This is a genomic window from Bradyrhizobium sp. SZCCHNRI3052, from assembly GCF_032484895.1.
In the GTDB taxonomy this organism is placed as follows: domain Bacteria; phylum Pseudomonadota; class Alphaproteobacteria; order Rhizobiales; family Xanthobacteraceae; genus Bradyrhizobium.
The window spans coordinates 43310-58308 of record NZ_JAUETW010000003.1 but is presented as its reverse complement, the minus strand read 5'-3'; the positions used below and the strand labels follow the sequence as shown (position 1 = coordinate 58308).

The following is a 14999-nucleotide window of genomic DNA, read 5'->3' as shown; positions in this document are numbered from 1 at the left end:
AGGTTTGGGTACGAGCAGTTGTGCCCACAACGAAGTTCAGCGTATGGGGACCCCCACCCCCGCCCCCTCCCCGCAAGGGGGAGGGGAGCGCACTACCGCCGCGGCGGCAGCTCGCCAGTGGAATGCGCAGGACTCTACCCGAACACATCCTGCAGCACGCCCTCCTTGATCACGGCCACACCGTCCAGCTCGATCGTGGTGCCCATCATCGGCAGGTCGAAATGACCCGCCGTGTAGCGGCCGGCAAATTCGTTGGCGCCGGTGGAGAACAGGAAGTTGCCGGGGACGGCGCGCAGCTCGGTGCCGTTGGTGTCGCGCTGGTCGTACATGGCCAGCGCCTCGTAGCGCGCGCCGGGGTTCATGCCCCAGCCGACATGCGACACGGCGTATGCCTCGCGGTCGCCCCAGGACGCGAGATAAGATCGCATCATCGCTGCGTCGGCGCCCTCGCCTGCCAGATCGGTCACGTAGTCGTCGCGCAGGGTCATCGTGACAGGCGAACTCAGATAACGCTTGAAGGTGAGGTTGATGTCTCCGGGCGCCATCACGATGGTGCCGTTGACCGATTTGCTCTTGGGGAAGCTGACGACGATGCCACCCGGCCAGTGCGCCAGGGTGCCCGGACGATCGGTCCAGCCCCAGACGCCGACGGTGGAGGCGCCCTCCATGATCACGTCGAGGTCGGTGCCGGCCTTCGACGTCACGCGCATCCGCTTGGTTCCGCGCAGCATCTTGGCGGCGGCGCGCACCCGCTTTTCGAGCGCCGAGTCCGGCACCATGCGCTCGAGCGCCTCGGGATGCTCGTTGGAGATCACCAGGATGCGCGCGCCGGCCTTCAGGATCTCGGGCGTCTCCACCGCATGCATCAGCCCTTCGATGGTGCAGTCGACGACGAAGCCGGCCTGCTGAAGCGCCGTGACGACGGGTCCGAGCTTGCCGATCGCCTCCGACGCACCGGTGGAGCGCACCGGTACCGGATGGCGGTTGCGCGGCGTCGGCACCACCACGTGGAACGGACGCGCACCCATGCGCAGCAGCGCCAGTTCGGCGATGTGCACGTTGAGCGCGCGCGACTGCGTCTCCGACAGGATCGCAGCGGTGTCGCCCGCCTTCACGGCGCAGCGCTCGAAGATCTCACAGAATGCGTCGATCCATTTCGCCTCGATGCGATCCGCCAGCATGGTCGTTCTCCCGATTGTCGTTGTGTTGTTATCAGACCGAGGGGAAGCCGCGCAGCAGATAAGCGCGCAGGCCTTGCAGCAGGGCGTTGAGAATGAGGCCCAGCAGCGAGATCGTAATCAGCGGCACGAACATGTCGACGGCCTGGAAGGTGCGCGCGGCGGTCACCAGCACGTGACCGAGCCCGTCGGTCGAGGTGATCATCTCGGCCAGGAACACGACGATGCAGGAGATCACGAGGCCGATGCGGCAACCGGTCAGGATCGAGGGCATCGCGGCCGGCAGCACCACCTTCCACAGGACGTCGCGCGGCGGCGTCCCGGCGGCGAGCGCCGACCAGATCAGCTTCTGCTCGACCGTGGCGGCGCCGTAATAGCTCGACAGCAGGATCGGAAACAGCGCATCCGCCGCCACCAGCATGATCTTGGATTCGTGGCCGAAGCCGAGCAGCAGCAGGAAGGCCGGATAGAGCGCGACCTTCGGCAGCGGCGCCAGCACGCGCACGATCGGCTTGACGGCGGCGTTGACAGGCGGGCTCACCGCGGCGGCAATTCCCAGGGAAACACCGAGCACCACGGCGATCGCAAAGCCCGCGAACAGCCGGAACAGCGTCGCCACGATGTCCTGTTGGAAGGTGACGCTGGTGAGTTGCTGGCCCATGCGCAGGAACACCTGTCCCGGCGGCGGCAGCAGGGTCGGCGGCGCGTAGCCGAACGACACCAGCCCCTGCCACAGCAGCAGGACCAGCACGATCGGCGCGGCGCCCAGCAGGATGTCGTTGGAGGTGCGCGTCATGAGAAGCTCAGCGGCATGTCGAACTGCGGCTCGGACCAGCGCACCAGCCAGCGCCTGACGACCTCGAACGCCGCATCGAGGCAGATGCCCATGGCGCCGATGATGATGATCATCGCGAACACCGTGTCGTACTGGCCCATGTCGAGCGCGTTGAACAGGATGTTGCCGGCGCCGGACTGCCGCGCGATCATCTCGCTGGTGACCATCGTGATCAGCGCCAGCACCAGGCCGGTACGGCAGCCGGTCAGGATCTCCGGCAAGGCTGCGGGCAGGACGATGCGCAGCAGGCGCTCGCCGGCCGAGAGTCCCATCGCCGCGCCCGACCACAGCATCTTCTCCTCGACCGCCTTGGCGCCCTCGAAGCTGTGGTAGATCACCGGAAGGCTGACGCCGAGGAAGATCACCAGCGTCTTGGAGATGTCGCCGACGCCGAGCCACAGCATGATGATCGGCATCAGCGCCGCCTTCGGCACCGGGTAGATCAGCATCAGCAGCGGATTGAAGAAGGCGGCGGTCGACCGGCTGCGCCCCATCAGCAACCCGAGCGGAATCGAGAACGCAAGCGCGAGCGCGAAGCCGATCGCCATCCGCCGCAGCGAGGCCATGATGTTGATCAGGGATTCCTTGTCGGTGAGGATCGGCGGGATCGCGCGCAGCGATTCCAGCGCGGTCGGGAAGCTGTCGTTCTTGAGCCCGAGCGAGGCGAGCTGCCAAGCCAGCAGCAGGCCGCAGCAGGCCAGAATCGGCGCGAGCGGCTTCGACAGACCATTCATGACGGCAGCTCGTTGTCACCGGAATCGTCGAACATGCGCTCGATGTCGACGATGTATTTCTGATAGCGCGGGTCCAGCAGCAGTTCCTCGCGGCGGCGCGGCCGGGGCAGATCGATGTCGATCACCTCGCGGATTCGGCCGGGCGAGCGCGACATCATGACGACCTTGTCGGACAGGAACACGGCTTCCTCGACCGAGTGGGTCACGAACAGGACCGTCTTACGGTCGCGCTCCCAGATGTCGAGCAGGTCGTTCTGCAGCCGCGTGCGCGTATGCGCGTCGAGCGCGCCGAACGGCTCGTCCATCAGCAGCACCTCCGGCCCGTAGGCCAGCGTGCGGGCCAGCGCGACGCGCTGCTTCATGCCGCCGGAGAGCTCCTTGGGATAGAATTTCTCGAAGCCGGTAAGTCCGACCATGGCGAGCAAAGTCCGCGCGAGCGCCTCGGCCTTCGCCGGCTTCTTGCCCTGCTGCAGCGGACCATACATGACGTTGCCGAGCACGCTCTTCCAGGGAAACAGCGCGAACTCCTGGAACACCGGGCCGCGATCGGTGCCGGGACCGGTGATCGGCTTGCCCTTCATTTTCGCGGTGCCGCTGGTCGGGCTGACGAAGCCACCGACGATGTAGAGCAAGGTCGACTTGCCGCAGCCGGAGGGACCGAGGATCGAGACGAAGGCGCCCTCGCCGACCGTCAGCGAAATGTCCGACAGCGCGGTGTGGTCGCGGCGCGACGAGGTCTTGAACACCTGCGACACGTGATCGATCTCGATGATCGGCGTGGCCGCGCGACGGCCGAGCGGAGTGCCCGCGAGCTGGCCGGGTCGGATCGGGGTCACGTCCATGTCGGCTTCTCTTTCCGATGCAGCACGCTCAAACGCTCCGTGAAATCAGGCAAGACAGACTGCCGCAGATTAGCAAGAAACCTGCCAATCGTCGCCACGCGCGGATCATTCCCGGTCCTGATCGAACCAGGGCCATTCGGCCGGCCCTTCGTGAGTCACGGCGCCGAGCGGTGCCTGCCCAACGAGTTTCGCGTATTTCGCCAGTGCCCCTGCCCTGTGCCGCGGCGGCCGCTGCGACCACGCGCTGCGACGCACCGCGAGCTCGGACTCATCGAGCAGCACGTCGAGCGTGCGCGCCTTCGCATCGATGCGGATCGGATCGCCGTCTTGCACCAGCGCCAGCGGACCGCCGACGAAGGCTTCCGGCGAGACATAGCCGATGCACATGCCGCGGGTGGCGCCGGAGAAGCGGCCGTCGGTGACCAGCGCGACCTTCTCGCCCATGCCCTGGCCATAGATCAGCGCCGTGACGCCGAGCATCTCGCGCATCCCAGGACCGCCGACCGGACCCTCGTTGCGGATGATCAGCACCTCGCCGGCCTGATAGTTGCGTGCGCGCACCGCGGCGACGCAGGCCTCCTCGTCCTCGAACACCCGCGCGCGGCCCTCGAACACCAGGTTCTTGAGGCCGGCAACCTTGATGACGGCGCCGTCGGGCGCGAGGTTGCCCTTGAGGACAGCGACGCCGCCATCCGCCATGATCGGCCTGGCCGGGCTGAACACGATCTCGCCGTCCGGCGCATTGGCCGCGCCATATTCCTCGGCCAGCGTGCGGCCGGTGACCGTGATGCAGGAGCCGTCGATGTGGCCGCTCTCGATCAGCGCGCGGATCACAACGGCGGCGCCGCCGATGTCGTAGACGTCCTTCGCCGTGTACTTGCCGCCCGGCCTGAGATTGCCGATCAGCGGCGTGCGCGCGAAGACCTCGCCGACATCGTCGAGCGTGAAACGGATGCCGGCCTCATTGGCGATCGCCGGCAGATGCAGCGCGGCGTTGGTGGAGCCGCCGGTGGCCGCGACAATGGCCGCCCCGTTCTCCAGCGCCTTGCGGGTGACGATGTCGCGCGGCAGCGGCCCGCCGCGCGCGAGCATCTGCATGATCAGGCGTCCGGCCTGACGCGCGACGTGCGCTCGCTCGGCATAGACGCCGGGAATCATCGAGACGTTGGGCATCGACAGGCCCATCGCCTCCGACAGCATGCCCATGGTGTTGGCGGTGAACTGCCCGGCGCAGGCGCCGATCGTCGGGAGGCAGGTCCGCTCGATGCCTTCGAGCGTCCGTGCGTCGATCTCGCCGGTCATGTAGCTGCCGACGGCCTCGTAAGAATCGAGCACCGTGAGCGTCCGGCCCTGGTAGCTGCCGGGCAGCGCGCTGCCGCCATAGATGAAGATCGACGGCACATTGCAGCGGACCATGCCCATCATGACGCCGGGCAAGGTCTTGTCGCAGCCGCCGAAGCCGATCAGCGCGTCATAGGCGAGGCCATGGACGACGGCCTCGATGGAGTCGGCAATCAGCTCGCGCGAGAACAGAGAGAACTTCATTCCCTCGTGGTTCATGCTGATGCCGTCGGAGACCGAGACGGTGGCGAACTCGCGCGGCGTGCCGCCGGCCTCCGAGATGCCCGTCTTGGCCGCATCGACCTGGAAGTCGTGCGTCATGTTGCAGGGCGTCTGCTCGCCCTTCTGGCTGACGACGCCGATCATCGGCTTGGCGATGTCGGCATCATCCAGCCCCATCGCGCGCATGAAGGCGCGGTGCGGGGCGCGATCGAGCCCCTCCACCGTCACGCGCGATCGCAGCTTCCTCATCGACAAGGCTCCGCGCCGGCCGCCTACTGGATCGGCGCGACGATCGTCGGATGCTTGAACTGGGCGACGTCGAGCTTCGGCAGCATGCCGGTCTCGGCGTAGATGTCTAGCATCTTCTGGATCGCCGGGAAGTTCGGCGCGGCGACCGGATCGCGGCCGAAATCATTGTCCTTCAGCAGATAGGTGTCGATGACGGCAACCGGCGCCTTCATGACCTCCGACACCACCTTCAAGGTCTCGTCGCGATTGGCGAGCGCCTTCTTCATGCCCGTCGTGATGTCGCGGACATAGGCCTTCACCAGCTCCGGGTTCTTGTCGACGAAGTCGGCGCGGCAGGCCTCAAGGATGTGCACGATGTTCGGCATCGCCTCGGACAGCGAGAACAGCTTGCGGGTGCCGCCCTTGGCCTCGGCGCGCGCTGCAAAGGGTTGATTCATGTTGACGGCGTCGACGCGGCCCTGGCGCAGCGCATCCTCCGACACAGCGAAGCCGACCTCGACCAGCTTGATGTCCTTGGCGGGATCGAGCCCGGCCTGCTTCAGCAGCATGTTGAACGGCCCTTGCGTGCCGCCACCGATCACGGAAATGCCGACCGTCTTGCCCTTCAGGTCGGCGATGGTCTTGATCGGGGAATCGTCCTTGACCGCCCAGTAGACCGAGAAACCGCCCGGCTTCTCATAGACGTGCTGGGCGACGATGTAGGCCTTGAGGCCGCCGCCGACCACGCCGTTCGCCAGCGACAGCGGCGCCTGCGTGGCGCAGTCGAGCGCGCCGGCGGCCAGCGCCTGCGTCATCGGTGCCGTTCCCTGGAACTGGGTCCACTCGATGTTGTAGGTCTTGCCGAGATCCGGAAATTCGGTGGGCCGCTTCATCATCCAGTATTTGGATTCTTCCGCCGGGATGGTCCAGCCGACGCGGATCGTCTGCTGTGCGAATGTCGGCCCCGCGCTCGTCACCAAAGCCATCGCCGCGAGTGCCGCCAGCATCGATCGTTTCCGCATCACGCCCCTCCGCCATTCAAAAAGCAACCTCGCGGAGAATGTTTCATGTCTCAAATATCTGTGCAAGCGCGGAAAACGCCCGCCTTTGCCTGCCCCATGGGCAAGCCCGCCTTGCAGCGCGACAAGGGCGGATCATCGTGAAGTGCCGCGTTCCGTGTGCCGCGGCGCTGTCGACAACGCAAGGTCGCACGCCCCAAGGTGGCGAGAGTGGCCGTTCGGCCGACTGGCGTTGCCGCGTCGCACGCGCTAGGGAGAAGCCCCGAATTGACCTTTTGAGGAGTTCTTCGATGTCGATCCAGCGTTTCGAAATTGGCCCGCGCATGAGCCAGGTCGTCGTTCATGGCAATACCGTCTATCTCGCCGGCGTCGTCGCGCAGAAGACGGCCGGTGAAAGCGTTACCAAGCAGACCGAGGAGATTCTCTCGATCATCGACGGCCATCTCGCCAAGGCCGGCACCGACAAGTCGAAGCTGTTGTCGGCGACGATCTACCTCACCGACATCAAGACATTCGGCGAAATGAACGCCGTGTGGGACGGCTGGGTCTCGGCCGGCAACACCCCGGCTCGCGCCACCGTAGAGGCCGGGCTTGCCGCGCCGCAATACACCGTCGAGATCATGGTGATCGCGGCAAAATAGGCGCTGGGTCGCCGCGCACTAGTCGGTGTCGCGGCGACCAGTGTTGCGATTGAGCGGATCACGCCGCTCGCGCCTGAGCCCTTCCGGAAGCACCGGCTCGGTGCCGGGCACCGGCTCGGCCCGCACGTCGGCGCCCCACTGCTCCTGCTGGCGGGACGTCGTTTTGTCCTTGACCTGTTGCGGCTGCGGCAGACCGTCCTTGCTGACGGGGTCGTAGGCGCCGGAGCGCAGGTCGCGGGTGTCTCGGCCTGTCATGATCCTTCAACAAGCCTTCTCCAGCATTCGTTCCTGATCGCCGGCATGGAACAGATGCCTTCCTGCCGCCGCAGGACGACCGGGTCCGCGAGGAGCATAAGTCGCGCGTCGCAACATCAGATGAGCGCAGTGGTGGTCGGCGTCGACGCGATGACGATGCGGACGGGCGCTGGCGATGCAGCCACGGTCAGGACTGCGGCCGCAGCGGCGCGCCCTCGCGGATGCCATCGACCTTCACGGCGAGCCGCTTGATCTTGTCGTAAAGCGTCTGCTTCGGAATGCTCAGCAGCGCCGCGGTCGCCGGCACGTCGCCGAGCTTGCGGCGCAACGCATCCTCGATGATCGAGCGCTCGATGTTCTCCAACTGCCGTGGCAGCGACAGCTCCGAGGCTGCGGCGCCCGAGCGGTCGAGGACCTTGCGGTCGAGCACACCGAGCACGAAGCGGTCGGCGACGTTGCGCAACTCGCGCACGTTGCCCGGCCATGAGTAGCCGAGCAGCAGCGACATGGTCTGCTCGTTCACGATCGGCGCGTCGCGCTCGAACCGCTTGGCGGCCTCGAGGGTGAAGTGCTCGAACAGGATCGGGATATCCTCGCGCCGTTCGCGCAACGGAGGCAGCTCGATGAAGGCGACGCCGAGACGATAATACAGATCGGCGCGGAACAGCTTCTGCTCGCTGAGCTCGAGCAGATTGGCCTTGCTGGCCGCCACCACGCGGCAGTCCACCGCCACAGGCTTGTTGGAGCCGACGCGCTCGACCGAGCGGTCCTGCAACGCCCGCAGCAGCTTCACCTGCACGCTGAGCGGCATGCTCTCGATTTCGTCGAGGAACAGCGTGCCGCCGTGGGCATATTCGATCTTGCCGATCCGCTGCTTGGTCGCGCCGGTGAAGGCGCCGGCCTCGTGGCCGAACAATTCGCTCTCAACCAGTGATTCCGGCAGGCCGCCGCAATTCACCGCGACATAGTTGCCGCCACGCCGGGCGCTGTGAGCGTGCAGGCAACGGGCGACGACGTCCTTGCCGGTGCCGGTCTCGCCATAGATCGTCACGTCGACATTGGTCGAGGCCAGATTGGCGACGAGGCGGCGCACCTCCTGGATCTGCGGCGAGCGCCCGAGCAGGCTCGCCTCGATGCCCTGGCGGTCGGCGAGCGCCGAGCGCAAGGTGCGGACTTCGAGCGTCAGGCGACGCTTGTCGAGGGCGCGGCGCACGACGGAGACGAGCTGCTCCGACGAGCACGGCTTCTCGATGAAGTCATAGGCGCCGTTGCGCATCGCTTCCACGGCCATCGAGATGTCGCCATGACCGGTGACCAGGATGACCGGCAGGTCCGGATCGAGCCGCTGCAGCTCGGACAGCCACTCGGTGCCGCTCTTGCCGCGCAGCCGCACGTCGGAGACCACCACGAACGGCATGTCGGCGCGAACGATTCCGCCTGCGGCTTCGGCGGAGGCGAACGGCGTCACCGACAGGCCGGCGAGCTGCAGCGCCTGGACGGCGCCGATGCGGACATCCTCGTCGTCCTCGACATAGATCACGCCGACCGGTTGCTCAGGAGTCATGTGGGAACCTCTTCAATCGGCAAGCGGCAGCAGCACGATGAACTCGGCGCCGGACGGCTCAAGATTGCGCGCCCGCAGCTCGCCGCCGAACGACCGCGCGATGTGATTGGCGATCACGAGCCCAAGTCCGAGACCCTTGCCGGCCGGCTTGGTCGTGACGAAGGGCTCGAACAGGCGCGGCAGGACATCGGCGGCGATCGCCGGGCCGCTGTTGGCGATGGCGATGCGGCACTGCCCCTCCTCACGCACGGCGCGGATGTGGATGGACTTCCGCGCGGCGCCCTCGACGGCATCGAGCGCGTTGGCGATGATGTTGCAGAGCAGTTGCTCGAGCCGGATCTGATCGGCCCTGACACGAAGCTCGGGCGCGAGATCGATGGTCACGTCGACATGGCCGTCCTTCACCCGCGCGCCGAGGATCTTGAACGTCTCGGACAGGGCCTGCTCGACCGCGACGGCATCGAGCGGCGCGTTCGATTTGTAGGCGAACACGCGCAACTGACCGGTCAGGCGCGCGAGACGGCGGACCATCTCGCCGATGCGGATGAGATTGCCGCGGGCCTCCCCGATCATGCCGCGATCGACGAATTGCACGGCATTGTCGGAAGCAGTCTGCAGCGCCGCCAAGGGCTGGTTGATCTCGTGCACCATGCCGGCCGACATCTGGCCGAGCACGGCAAGCTTGCCGGCATGGACGAGCTCGTCCTGCGCGGCGCGCAATTCGGCGGTGCGCTCCTGCACCCGCATTTCCAGCCGATCATTGGCGGCCTGCAGCGCGGCCTGGCTCGCCAGCCGCTGCCGGATCTCGCGGCGTCGCTGCGCCAGCAGGCCGAACGCCAGCAGCGCCACGATGCTGGCGAGACCCGAGAGCGCGCCGATGATCAAGGCCGTCCGCCGGATCGGCGTCTCGTCGTCGAGCAGCAGCAGCTGCCATTGCCGCCCGTTGAGCGGACGCTCGTCGACGCTGTAGACCGCGCCGCGCTCGGTCGCGACCTGGCCGCCGCGATCGGTCCTCTCCATGAAGGTCCAGCCGAGCGGCGCGAGGCTGGAGCTGCCGTAGGGCTTCGACGTCGCGATTTCCTCGAGCGCATCCACCGAGAGCGGCGTCAACGGGCGGAACCGCCATTCCTCGCGCGAGGCGAGAATGGTGACGCCGCGGGCGTCGACCAGAAGCATGTCGGCACCGCGGTTGCGCCATTCGCGCTCGAAGGCATCGAGATTGACCTTGACGACGGCGACGCCGATCGTCCGTCCCTGTTGCTTGACCGCATAGGACAGGTAATAGCCGGCGCGCGCGCTGGTGATGCCGATGCCGAAGAACGCGCCGCGGCCGGTCGCCAGCGCCTGGCGCATATAGGGCCGGTAGGACAGGTTGCTGCCGACCGGCGTTCCCGGCTGATCGAAGTCGGCGGCGGCGATCGCATCACCGGCGACCGTGAGGACATAGAGGTTGTCGGCGCCGGCCAGCAGATTGATCGACTTGAGATACAGGCTGACGCTCTGCTGCAGCGCGCGATCGTCCGGCGTACCGAGCAGCCGGAAGACGTCGGGCGAGGTCTCGAGCAGGGAAGGCAGATATTCGAAACGCGAGAGGTAGCCGTCAAGCTGCGCGGCCTCGACCGCCAGCCGCTGCTGGGCCGTGGCGTGCCGCTGATCGAGCCCGCGGGAAAAGGCAATGGCATAGCCGAGCCATGCCGCGACGCCGACCAGCGCAGCCGCCATCACTCCGCGAACGACCAAGCCCGCGCGCCTGCGGACCACCGCGGTGACGTCGGGATGTCCCTCGAGGCCGATCCGGAATGGAAGGTCCGTCATTCCCTTTTCCAGGCCCATCATGTCCAGGCCCATCACGCCCCGGACCCATGTACCGGGCCGGGCCTGCCGTATCCGTAATTGTGCTGCAAGTCTAAGGTCTTGCCGGGCAATAGGCGACAACAAAATCGGCCGTGCCGGCGCCCTCGGCGCGCCCGTCAGTGCAGCTTGACGTGCGGCTCGGTGCGGCGGGTGATCAGGCGCGCCAGCGTGTCCAGCGTGACCTTGGCGAGCCCGTGCAGCGCGTATTCGTGCATCTTGTAGAGCGACAGATACATCATCCGCGCGAACAGGCCTTCGAACACCAGATTGCCGCCGACCAGCGCGCCCATCATCGAGCCGACCGTGCTGAACTCGCCAAGCGACACCAGGGAGCCGAAATCGTGATAGCGGTAGTCCGCCAGCGGCTCGCCCCTGACGAAGCGCGGAATCTGCTTGTAGAGGTGCGAGGCCTGCTGATGCGCGGCCTGCGCCCGCGGGGGCACGTTGCCGCGCTCGCCCCAGGAGCAGGCCGAGCAGTCGCCAATGGCGAAGACGCGCTCGTCGCGCGTGGTCTGCAGGGTCTGCCTGACCACGAGCTGGTTGATGCGGTTGGTTTCCAGCCCCGCGATGTCCTTCAGGAAGTCGGGCGCCTTGACGCCCGCGGCCCAGACGATCAGCTCGGCCGGGATGACGCGGCCGTCGGCGAGGCTCACCTTGTCGGGCCCGACCTCGGCGACCTTGGCGCCGACGAGCACCTCGACGCCGAGCTTTGCGAGCAGCTTCTCGGTCTCGCGCGAGACCCGCTCAGGCAAAGCCGGCAGCACCCGGCCCGCGGCTTCGATCAGCGTGATCCTGATGTCCTTCTCGGCGTCGACCTGGTCGAGACCATAGGCCACCACCTCGCGCGTCGTGCGATGCAGCTCGGCGGCCAATTCGACGCCGGTCGCGCCGGCGCCGATGATCGCGACCTTGAGCTGGTGCGGCGCGATCGGCGAGGACTGCGAATGGACGCGGATGCAGGCGTTGACCATGCGCTCGTGGAAGCGCCGGGCGTCGTGCTGCGATTCCAGCTTGATCGCATGGTCGACCACGCCGGGCGTGCCGAAATCATTGTTCTGGCTGCCGATGGCGATGACGAGCACGTCATAGGGGATGGTCCGCCGCGGCGTGACCTCGCGCCCCTCCGCATCGAGATAGGGCGCCACCAGCACCTCGCGCTTGTCGCGGTCGAGGCCGATCATGTCGCCGATGCGGTAGTGGAAGCCGTGCCAATAGGCCTGGGCGAGATAGTCGACCTCATGGGCCGAGAGGTCCATGCTGCCCGCGGCGATCTCGTGCAGCTTCGGCTTCCAGACATGGGTGCGGTTGCGCTCGACCAGGGTGACGTCGAGCTTCCCCCGGCGGCCGTATCTGTCTCCGAGCCGGGTCGCGAGCTCCAAGCCGCCGGCGCCGCCGCCGACGATCACGATGCGAGGGACACCAGGCTGCGCAACGGCCATCATCGAACCTCTCCAAGGGTGACCGCGGCGCGACGGCATGACTCCGACGGCATGACTCCGATGTCACGCCGGTGACGTCGTCCCTTCGGCACCGCCGCCCCAGCCAGCGCGACCATGTTCACGATACGCCGTATCGTCGCAATGGTCAGAATCCATGCCGACCTTGCGGCACCAGGCGGGATGCCTCCACGGTGAGCCCCTGCCCGCCGCCACCTTAGCAGATTATCCGAGATGTTGGCGCCATCGCGATTGGGCATGGCCGCGACCGGCGCCACCGACGCTGGAATGCGACGGCAGCGCCCCACGGCCGCAGGCCTATCCCGTCGTGACCGCGACTTCGACGTCGGCCGGGTCGATATCGCGATCGAGCGCGATGCGCAGCTTGTCGCGATCGAGCTCGCCTTCCCACCACGCCACGATCACGCAGGCGACGCCGTTGCCGCACAGATTGGTCAGTGCGCGGCACTCGCTCATGAACTTGTCGATGCCGAGCACGATCGCCATGCCAGGAACGAGCTCCGGCCGCACGGCCGCCAGCGTTCCGGCCAGGGTGATGAAGCCGGCGCCGGTGATGCCCGAGGCGCCCTTCGAGGTCAGCATCGCGACCAGCAGGATCGTGATCTGCTCGCCGAAGGACAGGTGAACGTTCATCGCCTGCGCAATGAACAGCGTCGCCAGCGTCATGTAGATATTGGTGCCGTCGAGATTGAACGAGTAGCCGGTCGGAACCACCAGGCCGACGACCGGCTTGGAGCAGCCGAGGCGCTCAAGCTTCTCCATCATCTGCGGCAGCGCACTCTCGGACGACGAGGTGCCGAGCACGATCAGCAGCTCGTCCTTGATGTATTTGAGGAACTTGAAGATCGAGAAGCCGGCGATGCGGGCGATGATACCGAGCACGATTACGACGAAGGCGATCGCCGTGAGATAGAAGGTCGCGATCAGGCCGGCGAGGTTGCCGAGCGCCTGCGGCCCATAGCGGCCGATGGTGAAGGCCATGGCGCCGAAGGCGCCGATCGGAGCGGCCTTCACCACGAGGGCGATGACGCCGAAGATCGCGTGCGCGGCGTCGTCGACGAAGGCGCGCATGGTGTGACCCCGCTCGCCGAGCGTCATCAGCGAAATGCCGAACAGGATCGAGAACAGCAGCACCTGCAGGATCTCGCCCTGCGCGAACGCTCCGACCACCGTGTCCGGGATGATGTGGAGCACGAAGTCGACCGACCTCATCTCGCTCGCCTGCTTGGCGTAGTTGGCGACGGCGGCGGCATTGCTGCTCTGGCCCTGGAACCCTGCTCCCGGCTGAATGAAATTGCCGACGATGAGCCCGAGCGCGAGCGCGAAGGTCGAGACGATCTCGAAATAGATCAGCGCCTTGACGGCGACGCGGCCGACCTTCTTCACCTCGGAGACATGCGCGATGCCCGACACGACGGTGCAGAAGATGACCGGCGCGATCACCATCTTGATCAGCTTGACGAAGCCGTCGCCCAGCGCCTTGATCCATTCGTTCCTGCCGAGCTCGGGCCAGAGCCAGCCGACAATGACACCGAGCACGATCGCGAACAGGACCTGCACATAGAGGACCCGGTAGAACGGTTTCTGCGGCGCCGCGGCCGCTGTGGTGGTTGCAGACATCGAATCTTCTCTCCCTGATCTCACTCGGTCTATCTCTCTGGTCTGCCTATGACCCGCTTCCGCGCCGGCTCCATTGCGTGCCGGGGCAACGTCGTGCGTCTGGACGCAGGCCGCGCCGGGGGCGGACCCGAGAAGCTCGCACAGGCGGGATCGCCTGTCGCCGGGTCTCAGGTCAGGAATGAGCTGTGGGCTGGCATCCGGACGTCCCCTCGCATCTGTTGTTCTGGAGCTGGCGCTCGTTTGGCGGCTCAGCAAGCAGCAATCGTGCCAGCGGTGCGGTGCCGCATGAAGCGCCTGCATGTCCTTCAGTTTGCTACGATTTGTGAACCATCACGCGGCGCGCGACCAAGCCACAGCCCGCGACCTGTCTGGACTTCCGGAAATTTGCCGTCGCAGGCGTCCGAAACATCGGACGCGCCGGCGACATGGTTCCCGCCGGCAATATCCATCCCTGCCTGTCGCGCTCGACCTGGCCGGGGCGGGAGGGATCGAACCTCCGAATGGCGGAATCAAAAGTTGCGCGGTCCGCTACACAAATCAACGCGCATTCTGAAACACAGAGAGAAACCGACCCTGGGTTTTCCAATAGGTTACATCGCTATTCGGAACGCGAGCCCGCCTACGGACTGCCAAATCGGTCTCGAACCACTTCCCGGGTTGCGGGCGCGTCAGGGCAAGCGTCAAGAACAGGGCGAATGACCAATGAGCCATCATTGGCTATTCTCGCGCCTTGATCGCAAACGCGAGGCGCCCGCGGCGCCCGTCGCATCCGAGTGTTGAACTCGGCTATTGGCTTCGCCAGAAGTTGCCGCGGCTGCAGAGTAGATGATGGCCAATTCCATGGGCGGCTAGCGAGCCCAGGGCGGCTTTGGAATCTGAGCGATCGGAGTTAACTATCAGCGCGCCAATCGAACACCGGGCTGGTCGCCGTCGATGAATTGCACGCCTCCCGCCTCCAGGGCGCGCCTGACGGCCGCCAAATTGTTGATTGACGGGATCCGGCCGCCTTTTTCGAAATCGCGAATGGTACTGTCACTCAAATTGGACCGAGCAGCCAATTCAGCCTGAGACCAGTCGAGCAGACCACGAGCTGCCCGAGATCGATCGGGAGTCATCAAACAGCCATTTCATGGGACGCATCGATCGCCGGCTCGGAGAATTCCTCCATGCGGCGGTTGGCCAACTGCGAGCAAGGAAATCGTTGCCGGG

13 protein-coding genes are annotated in these 14999 nt (G+C 66.3%); 1 reads left to right on the top strand and 12 read right to left on the bottom strand.

The genetic code is table 11. The features are described from left to right. Positions 1-134: 134 nt before the first annotated feature. From QW887_RS10750 to QW887_RS10725, 6 genes are all read right to left on the bottom strand, one after another. Positions 135-1181, bottom strand: a complete 1047-nt coding sequence (locus tag QW887_RS10750; RefSeq protein WP_315715607.1) for a peptidase M29 — start codon at positions 1179-1181, stop codon at positions 135-137. Positions 1182-1212: 31 nt separating this feature from the next. After that, positions 1213-1974: an ABC transporter permease gene (locus tag QW887_RS10745; protein WP_315715606.1), complete on the bottom strand. Its 762-nt coding sequence runs from the start codon at positions 1972-1974 to the stop codon at positions 1213-1215. Continuing rightward, positions 1971-2747, bottom strand: coding sequence for an ABC transporter permease (locus QW887_RS10740; RefSeq protein WP_315715605.1), 777 nt, complete (start codon positions 2745-2747; stop codon positions 1971-1973). Before QW887_RS10740 ends, QW887_RS10745 begins: the two co-directional genes overlap by 4 nt. After that, positions 2744-3589 (bottom strand): ABC transporter ATP-binding protein, encoded by an 846-nt coding sequence (locus tag QW887_RS10735; protein ID WP_315715604.1) that lies wholly within the window; start codon positions 3587-3589, stop codon positions 2744-2746. The genes QW887_RS10740 and QW887_RS10735 overlap by 4 nt, the downstream gene beginning before the upstream one ends. Before the next feature lie 105 nt (positions 3590-3694). Then, complete coding sequence (gene ilvD, locus QW887_RS10730) at positions 3695-5401, bottom strand: dihydroxy-acid dehydratase (RefSeq protein ID WP_316174708.1); 1707 nt, start codon at positions 5399-5401, stop codon at positions 3695-3697. A 23-nt stretch (positions 5402-5424) separates the two neighbouring features. Then, a complete protein-coding gene (locus QW887_RS10725; RefSeq protein ID WP_316170664.1) occupies positions 5425-6402 on the bottom strand; it encodes an ABC transporter substrate-binding protein in 978 nt (325 codons plus the stop codon). A 287-nt stretch (positions 6403-6689) separates the two neighbouring features. Between QW887_RS10725 and QW887_RS10720 the strand changes: the two genes are divergently transcribed. Continuing rightward, the gene (locus QW887_RS10720; protein ID WP_315715601.1) at positions 6690-7040 is read left to right on the top strand and encodes a RidA family protein; all 351 of its coding nucleotides are present in this window, start codon (positions 6690-6692) and stop codon (positions 7038-7040) included. 18 nt (positions 7041-7058) lie between these two features. Here QW887_RS10720 and QW887_RS10715 read toward each other — a convergent pair whose 3' ends face one another. The 6 genes from QW887_RS10715 to QW887_RS10690 all read right to left on the bottom strand — a co-directional run bounded on the left by QW887_RS10715 (position 7059) and on the right by QW887_RS10690 (position 14905). Beyond that, positions 7059-7295 (bottom strand): hypothetical protein, encoded by a 237-nt coding sequence (locus QW887_RS10715; RefSeq protein WP_316174712.1) that lies wholly within the window; start codon positions 7293-7295, stop codon positions 7059-7061. A gap of 187 nt (positions 7296-7482) precedes the next feature. Next, positions 7483-8859 (bottom strand): sigma-54 dependent transcriptional regulator, encoded by a 1377-nt coding sequence (locus tag QW887_RS10710; RefSeq protein WP_315715599.1) that lies wholly within the window; start codon positions 8857-8859, stop codon positions 7483-7485. 12 nt (positions 8860-8871) lie between these two features. Further along, a complete protein-coding gene (locus QW887_RS10705; protein ID WP_316174714.1) occupies positions 8872-10674 on the bottom strand; it encodes an ATP-binding protein in 1803 nt (600 codons plus the stop codon). 155 nt (positions 10675-10829) lie between these two features. Then, the gene (locus QW887_RS10700; protein ID WP_315715806.1) at positions 10830-12152 is read right to left on the bottom strand and encodes an NAD(P)/FAD-dependent oxidoreductase; all 1323 of its coding nucleotides are present in this window, start codon (positions 12150-12152) and stop codon (positions 10830-10832) included. A gap of 315 nt (positions 12153-12467) precedes the next feature. Further along, entirely contained in the window at positions 12468-13790 is a 1323-nt protein-coding gene (locus QW887_RS10695) for a dicarboxylate/amino acid:cation symporter (RefSeq protein WP_316194520.1), read from the bottom strand. Positions 13791-14686: 896 nt separating this feature from the next. Beyond that, a complete protein-coding gene (locus QW887_RS10690) occupies positions 14687-14905 on the bottom strand; it encodes a helix-turn-helix transcriptional regulator (protein ID WP_315752144.1) in 219 nt (72 codons plus the stop codon). Positions 14906-14999: the final 94 nt, after the last annotated feature.

What these genes read in the sequence shown, in the direction of transcription:
- QW887_RS10735 (WP_315715604.1), bottom strand. Translation starts at nt 3,589, where the DNA reads ATGGACGTGACCCCGATCCGACCCGGCCAGCTCGCGGGCACTCCGCTC.
- QW887_RS10745 (WP_315715606.1), bottom strand. Translation starts at nt 1,974, where the DNA reads ATGACGCGCACCTCCAACGACATCCTGCTGGGCGCCGCGCCGATCGTG.
- QW887_RS10700 (WP_315715806.1), bottom strand. Translation starts at nt 12,152, where the DNA reads ATGGCCGTTGCGCAGCCTGGTGTCCCTCGCATCGTGATCGTCGGCGGC.
- QW887_RS10725 (WP_316170664.1), bottom strand. Translation starts at nt 6,402, where the DNA reads ATGCGGAAACGATCGATGCTGGCGGCACTCGCGGCGATGGCTTTGGTG.
- QW887_RS10705 (WP_316174714.1), bottom strand. Translation starts at nt 10,674, where the DNA reads ATGACGGACCTTCCATTCCGGATCGGCCTCGAGGGACATCCCGACGTC.
- QW887_RS10690 (WP_315752144.1), bottom strand. Translation starts at nt 14,905, where the DNA reads ATGACTCCCGATCGATCTCGGGCAGCTCGTGGTCTGCTCGACTGGTCT.
- QW887_RS10715 (WP_316174712.1), bottom strand. Translation starts at nt 7,295, where the DNA reads ATGACAGGCCGAGACACCCGCGACCTGCGCTCCGGCGCCTACGACCCC.
- QW887_RS10695 (WP_316194520.1), bottom strand. Translation starts at nt 13,790, where the DNA reads ATGTCTGCAACCACCACAGCGGCCGCGGCGCCGCAGAAACCGTTCTAC.
- QW887_RS10720 (WP_315715601.1), top strand. Translation starts at nt 6,690, where the DNA reads ATGTCGATCCAGCGTTTCGAAATTGGCCCGCGCATGAGCCAGGTCGTC.
- QW887_RS10710 (WP_315715599.1), bottom strand. Translation starts at nt 8,859, where the DNA reads ATGACTCCTGAGCAACCGGTCGGCGTGATCTATGTCGAGGACGACGAG.
- QW887_RS10740 (WP_315715605.1), bottom strand. Translation starts at nt 2,747, where the DNA reads ATGAATGGTCTGTCGAAGCCGCTCGCGCCGATTCTGGCCTGCTGCGGC.
- ilvD (WP_316174708.1), bottom strand. Translation starts at nt 5,401, where the DNA reads ATGAGGAAGCTGCGATCGCGCGTGACGGTGGAGGGGCTCGATCGCGCC.
- QW887_RS10750 (WP_315715607.1), bottom strand. Translation starts at nt 1,181, where the DNA reads ATGCTGGCGGATCGCATCGAGGCGAAATGGATCGACGCATTCTGTGAG.